General features: G+C 61.9%; 6 protein-coding genes. 4 read left to right on the top strand and 2 right to left on the bottom strand.

Annotated features, from left to right (window positions below; all coding sequences use genetic code 11):
• Positions 1-1487, bottom strand: a 1487-nt coding sequence (locus ACFE0K_RS03505) for an NAD(P)H-hydrate dehydratase (RefSeq protein ID WP_434534746.1), incomplete at its 3' end; no start/stop codon positions are given.
• A gap of 45 nt (positions 1488-1532) precedes the next feature.
• Here ACFE0K_RS03505 and queG point away from each other — a divergent pair.
• Entirely contained in the window at positions 1533-2588 is a 1056-nt protein-coding gene (queG, locus tag ACFE0K_RS03500) for a tRNA epoxyqueuosine(34) reductase QueG (RefSeq protein ID WP_434534745.1), read from the top strand.
• Positions 2589-2785: 197 nt separating this feature from the next.
• On the opposite strand, the gene orn is transcribed toward queG, so the two are convergent.
• Positions 2786-3331 (bottom strand): oligoribonuclease, encoded by a 546-nt coding sequence (gene orn / locus ACFE0K_RS03495; RefSeq protein WP_434534744.1) that lies wholly within the window; start codon positions 3329-3331, stop codon positions 2786-2788.
• A 67-nt stretch (positions 3332-3398) separates the two neighbouring features.
• Here orn and rsgA point away from each other — a divergent pair, with 67 nt between their 5' ends.
• The 3 genes from rsgA (at position 3399) to asd (ending at position 6248) form a co-directional block, all read left to right on the top strand.
• Complete coding sequence (gene rsgA, locus ACFE0K_RS03490; protein WP_434534743.1) at positions 3399-4430, top strand: small ribosomal subunit biogenesis GTPase RsgA; 1032 nt, start codon at positions 3399-3401, stop codon at positions 4428-4430.
• A gap of 104 nt (positions 4431-4534) precedes the next feature.
• Entirely contained in the window at positions 4535-5350 is an 816-nt protein-coding gene (locus ACFE0K_RS03485) for a sulfurtransferase (protein ID WP_434534742.1), read from the top strand.
• 19 nt (positions 5351-5369) lie between these two features.
• Positions 5370-6248, top strand: coding sequence for an archaetidylserine decarboxylase (gene asd / locus ACFE0K_RS03480; protein WP_434534741.1), 879 nt, complete (start codon positions 5370-5372; stop codon positions 6246-6248).
• The last annotated feature ends 316 nt before the right edge of the window (positions 6249-6564 follow it).

The raw sequence follows: 6564 nt of genomic DNA, 5'->3' as shown, positions 1-6564 counted from the left end.
AGCCCGGCCCGCAAATACGGCAACAGGTCCGTGGCCAGCATACCCCGGGGGCCCAACCGGGCCGCACAGTCATCGGCGGCGCGGGCGTGAATCATGGCCCCCAACCGGGCCGCATCATAGCCTGTCAGACCCTGGGCGCGTAAGGCGGCAATCACGCCGGTGAGCACATCGCCCATGCCACCGGAGGCCATTCCCGGGTTGCCGTCACGGATCAGGGCGCGGCCTTTCTCGCCCTGTAACTCCTCACCCTGAATCAAGGTGCCCAACCCCTTCAGCAACACGGTACCTCCATAGCGGGCCGCCAGGCTTTCCAGGGCCGCAAAGCGGTCCTGCTGAATAGCCGCCGCAGGGACGCCCAGCAGACGCCCTGCTTCCCCCGGATGAGGAGTCAGCACCCAATCGCACTGACCAATGCCGTCATCGCCGGCCATCAGGGTCAGGGCATCCGCATCCACCACCAGTGGCTTGCCGCTTTCCAGGGCCAGTGCCAACAGGGCACGCCCCCAGTCATCGCGACCCAGGCCCGGGCCAATGGCGATGACACTGGCCGCTTCCAGCAGGGGCGCCGCGTCACTGGCGTTTTCCACCCCTCGGGCCATGATTTCCGGCTGCCGTGTGAGCGCCACTGCCACATGGTCGGAACGGGTGATCAGGCTTACCTTGCCCGCCCCGCAACGGGCGGCGGCCTGGGCACTCATCACCGGCGCACCGGCAAAGCCATGGTCTCCGCCGATGACCACCACATGGCCATAGCTACCCTTGTGGCCATCAAGCCGTCTTGGCGGCAGCAAGGCATGCAGGTCGGCGGGCACTGGCACCCGACAATCCGCCGGCACCTGGGCATAAACGTCCCGGTCTACCTGCAAATCAAAAAAGCACAATTCACCGCTATACACCGGCCCTTCCCCGGTCAGCAGACCGCGTTTGCAACCGATAAAGGTACAGGTCAGGTCTGCTGCCAGCACCGCGCCCAGCGGCATGCCGGTATCGGCCCCCAGGCCGGAGGGAATATCCAGCGCCAGACGTGGCACCTGCAAGGCATTCAACGCGGTCAGCAAGGCCGCCATTTCATCGCGCAGCGCACCACTCAACCCGGTGCCCAGTAGACCGTCCACCAACAAATCCACCCCCTCGGGCAGGCGATCCAGTGTCAGCGGCGCCATGGGGATGCCGGCTTCCCGGCAGCGTTCGGCCATGGCCAGGGCATCGCCCTTGAGCTTTTCCGGCGGCGTGGTGAAATGTATCTGTGGTGCCAACCCGGCGGCATGGGCCAGCCGCGCCACCACATAGCCATCGCCACCGTTATTACCACCGCCACAAAGCACGGCGATCTGTCGAGCTTCCGGCCAACGCTCACACAACGTATCGAAAGCCGCCTGCCCGGCACGGGCCATCAGTTCGGCCCCCGGAGTGCCGGCGGCAATCGCCAGCCGGTCCAGTTCGCGGGTCTGTGCTGCGGTATAGAGAGCCTTCGGCAGTGTCGTCATGTTACCCTTTGCTCCTCATTTCCCGGCATTATATCCCTTCAAACCATGGACCTGCAGGCACTGAAAGAAAAGATCCAGCTCTGGGGTCGCGAGCTCGGCTTCCAGCAGATCGGCATTGCCGACACGGATCTGCATGCGGCGGAAGCGGACCTGAAAGCCTGGCTGGAAAAAGGCTACCAGGGCCAGATGAACTGGATGGCCGCCCACGGCAACAAACGTTATCGCCCGGATGCGCTGGAACCCGGCACCCTGCGGGTGATTTCCGCGCGCATGGATTATCTGCCACCGGATACCCAGCCGGTGAAGATACTGCAGCAGAAGGACAAGGCCTATGTATCCCGCTACGCCCTGGGCCGCGATTACCACAAACTGATCCGCAAGCGCCTGGCCACATTGGCCGCACGCATTCGCGAGGAAGTGGCCGACAGCCAGTTGGCCCGGGCCTTTGTGGACAGCGCCCCGGTGATGGAAAAGCCCCTGGCTGCCAAGGCCGGACTGGGCTGGCAGGGCAAGCACACCCTGGTGCTGAACCGGGAAGCGGGAAGCTGGTTCTTTCTTGGCGAAATCTATACGGATATTGCATTGCCGGTGGACCAGCCCGGTGAAGATCACTGCGGCAAGTGCCGGGCCTGCATCACCGTCTGCCCCACCGATGCCATCGTCGCCCCCTATGAGCTGGATGCCCGGCGCTGCATTTCCTACCTGACCATCGAGCATGAAGGCAGCATCCCCGAAGACCTGCGCGAAGGCATCGGCAACCGCATTTTCGGCTGCGATGACTGCCAGCTCATGTGCCCCTGGAACCGCTTTGCCCAGCACACCGGTGAAGGGGATTTTCATCCTCGTCACGGCCTGGGTGACAGCGACCTGGTGACGCTGTTTTCCTGGAACGAGGAGGAGTTTCTGGAACGCACCGCAGGCAGCGCCATTCGCCGGGCCGGGTACCGCAAGTGGTTGCGCAATATCGCCGTAGCGCTGGGGAATGCGCCGGGGTCAGACGACATTGTGCAGGCGCTCAGAGAAAGACAGGATTTCCCGGATGAGACGGTGCAGGAGCATGTGCAGTGGGCTCTGGAACAGCACACCCCACCCCAACCGTAGGAGCGTCGCTCGCGGCGCGATCACCCAACCCCGGAAAAGCATGATTTACCACAGAGGTCAAAGAGCTCACCGAGGAAAAGACAGGGGTTTCTCTGTGCCTCTGTGTGCTCTGTGGTGAAAGTGCTTTTGATCCTGGTGTTTTATCGCGCCGCCAGCGACGCTCCTACGGCGAGGATTTTGCGTGTCGCGTGCCAGCGTCAGCAATCGATAAAATGCTCACGGTAATACTGCAGCTCGGCGATGGACTCACGGATATCGTCCAGCGCCAGATGCTTGTTGTCCTTTTTAAAGCCAGGCAGGATCTCCGGCTTCCAGCGTCGCGCCAGCTCTTTCAGCGTGGACACATCCAGGTTGCGGTAGTGGAAGAAGGCTTCCAGCTCAGGCATGTAGTTGGCCAGAAAACGGCGGTCCTGGCAGATGCTGTTACCGCACATGGGTGACATGCCGGCTTCCACGTATTCCTTCAGGAAATCCAGGGTCTGGGCTTGGGCCTGCATCTCGCTGATACGGCTTTCCTTTACTCTGGCCACCAGGCCGGAATTGTTGTGGTGTTCGGTGTTCCACTCATCCATGCCATCCAGCAGGGCATCACTCTGATGCACCGCCAGCACCGGCCCTTCCGCCAGCGGATTCAACTGGGCATCAGTGACAATGGTGGCGATTTCGATGATGCGGTCGTTTTCCGGGCTCAGGCCGGTCATTTCCAGATCGATCCAGATCAGATTGTTGCGCTTGTCAGTCATGGGCATTCCGTATCATGGCTTTATGCCGACATGGTAGCATGCAGCCACCAATCAACCGGAATACCTCGTGGCCAAACGCAAGCTCAACCGACGCCAGCAGTGGCGTATTGAAAAAATCCAGGCGGAAAAACGCGATCGGGCACAGCGCCGCAACGCGGAGCTGGAGACCCTGGTGGCGGACGACCTCGGCGACGAACAGACCGGCACCATTACCGCCCATTTCGGCCAGCAGGTAGGCGTGGAAAGCGCTGACGGCGAAGCCATGCGCTGTCACTTCCGCGCCACCCTGGAACAACTGGTGGTGGGCGACAGGGTCATCTGGCAGCCGCCGAAAAGCGAAGGCCTGGGCGTGGTGGTGGCCATCGAGCCACGGCAAACGGTACTGAAACGACCGGACATGTACGGCAACCTGAAACCGGTGGCCGCCAACGTGGAGCAGATGCTGGTAGTGTTCGCGCCCCTGCCTACCCCGTCCAGCGCCCTACTGGATCGCTATCTGGTGGCGGCAGAACTGTCTGACATTCCCGCCACCCTGGTGCTCAACAAGGCGGATCTGATTGATGAAGAATTGCGCCCTTTCATTGACGACATGAAGGCCCTTTATCAGCGGCTAGGCTACCCGGTGCTGGAAGTCAGCGCCCATGACAGCCAGGGCCTGGCCCCGTTACAGGAAGCCCTGGTCGGCAAGACCAGCGTGTTCGTGGGGCAATCCGGGGTGGGTAAATCCTCCCTGGTCAATGCGGTGCTGCCAGAGGCCGACCTGCAGGTGGGCGACCTGTCCGCCAGCTCCGGCCTGGGCCAGCACACCACGGTCACGGCACGGCTGTTTCACCTGCCCACCGGTGGCGAGCTGATCGACTCCCCGGGTATCCGCGAGTTCGGCCTCTGGCATATCAGCGAAGATGAGCTGCTGCACGGTTACCGGGAATTGTCCGACCTGGCCGGCCACTGCAAATTCCGCAACTGCTCCCACCGCAACGAACCCGGCTGCGCCCTGATCATGGCGGCGGAAAGCGGCGAGATCAGCGAGGAACGGCTGGCCAACTTCTACCAGATTGCCGACACCCTGGATGAGGAGGGGCGGGAGAGATATCAGTGAACAGTTAACAGTGAACAGTTAATAAGGGACAATGCCCCCAACGCTGACAGCCATATGTCTTTTTCTCGCTGTTCACTATTCACTATTAACTGTTCACTGATCCCATGCTTCCTCTGCTGCTCGAACCTGCCGACCTCGCCAAGCACCTGGGCGATGACAAGCTGCTCATCATTGATCTGAGCAAGCCCACCATTTATGTTCAGGCCCATGTGCCCGGCGCTATTCATCTGGATTTCAGACGCCTGCAGACTGGCGCCCAGCCAGCGCCGGGAATGCTGCCGGATGACGACACCCTCGGCGACCTGTTTTCCGGGCTGGGGCTGACGCCGGATACCCATGTGATCGCCTATGACGACGAAGGCGGCGGCTGGGCCGGGCGGCTGTTGTGGACCCTGGATGCCATTGGCCACAAGCACTACAGCTATCTGAACGGCGGCATTCATGCCTGGCTGGCAGAGGGGCACCCCACCAGCAGCGAATCCACCGAACCCACACCCAGCGACTATGAAGTCGGCGAGCATGATCTGCTAACCGAGGTGAGCCTGGATTACCTGCTGGCGCATTATCAGGATCCGGGGGTGGCGATCTGGGATTCCCGCTCGGAAGAAGAATATTCCGGCGTGCGCGCCTTTGCCCAGAAGCCCGGCCATATTCCCGGCGCCGTCCACTACGAGTGGACCGAGCCCATGGACAAGCAGAACAACCTGCGTTTGCGTCCCCTGGACGACATTCGTGCGGAGCTGGAGGCCCGCGGCATCACGCCCGACAAGGAAGTGATCTGCCATTGCCAGACCCACCATCGCTCCAGTTTTTCCTGGTTGGTGGGCAAGATCCTCGGCTACCCCACCCTTCGTGGCTACGCCGGTTCCTGGGCCGAATGGGGCAACCACCCCGACACCCCGGCGGAAAAATCCGAATAACCCACGTTAAGGACATCTCTTGAACAACTGGCGCGACAAGCTCTTCGTTACCCTGCAATACCTGATTCCCCAGCATGCCTTATCCCGGTTGGTGGGCATGCTGGCGCGTAGCGAAGTGCCGTGGATCAAAACCACCTTCATCAACCTCTTCATGAAGCGTTTTGGCATTGACCTGTCCGAAGCCCAGATCGAGGACCCGGACCGGTTCGAGACCTTCAACGCCTTCTTTACCCGGGCGCTGAAACCGGAAGCTCGCCCGCTGGAAGCGTCGCACGCCGCCGACATCGCCTGCACGGCGGACGGCGCGGTGAGCCAGCTGGGAGCCATTCGCGCCAATCAGGTATTTCAGGCCAAGGGGCATGACTACTCTCTGTATGACCTGCTCGGCGGCGACAGCGCCCTGGCCAGCGAATTCACCAATGGTCAGTTCGCCACCATCTACCTGTCACCCCGGGACTACCATCGCGTGCACATGCCGGTCACCGGCACCCTGCGCGAAACCCGCTACGTACCCGGCGACCTGTTTTCGGTGAACGAAGCCACCGCCAACGGCGTGCCCAACCTGTTTGCCCGCAACGAGCGGCTGGTGTGCATCTTCGATACCGAGCGCGGTCCGGCAGCGGTGATTCTGGTGGGAGCCATGATTGTGGCGGGCATCGAAACCGTGTTCAGCGGTCAGGTGACGCCCCTGCCGAAACAGGTGGTGACCACCGACTACCAGCGCACCGCCCCCATCACCCTGGAAAAAGGCGGCGAACTGGGCCGCTTCCTGCTCGGTTCCACCGTGGTGCTGCTGTTCCCGGAAGGCAAGGCCAGCTTCGAGGCGGACCTGAAAGCGGGCAGCCTGGTGCGGGTGAACGGCAAGCTGGGACAGTACAACGAAGGCTCCCCGGCCTGATTCGGCATAACGGGCCGATTCCCTCGGCCCGTTTCCTCACCTGAAGCCAAAACATTTTCGCCTCTCCCGTCTACCCCATATCCTCCGATCATTCAATGACCCGGATTGACCGGGTGTCCCGCCTGACATCAGGCACGGTCCGCAAAGCAACTGCAGATTGCCGCATCTTCCCTACAATGGCCGGCCCACGAATTCATCGCCGGTGAAACCATGATCACTGACACCCTGCAACAGGTTCTCGACAACACCACTCGCCCCTGGCGGCAACGCCTGGATAATGGCCGCGCCCGGCTGTTCCAGGCAGACGCCCTGAGCC

Origin of the sequence: Alcanivorax sp., assembly GCF_051117345.1 — a bacterium.
Lineage (GTDB): Bacteria > Pseudomonadota > Gammaproteobacteria > Pseudomonadales > Alcanivoracaceae > Alcanivorax.
The sequence above is the reverse complement of the archived record's forward strand: the minus strand, read 5'-3'. Positions and strand labels throughout refer to the sequence as shown.

What these genes read in the sequence shown, in the direction of transcription:
- orn (WP_434534744.1), bottom strand. Translation starts at nt 3,331, where the DNA reads ATGACTGACAAGCGCAACAATCTGATCTGGATCGATCTGGAAATGACC.
- ACFE0K_RS03485 (WP_434534742.1), top strand. Translation starts at nt 4,535, where the DNA reads ATGCTTCCTCTGCTGCTCGAACCTGCCGACCTCGCCAAGCACCTGGGC.
- queG (WP_434534745.1), top strand. Translation starts at nt 1,533, where the DNA reads ATGGACCTGCAGGCACTGAAAGAAAAGATCCAGCTCTGGGGTCGCGAG.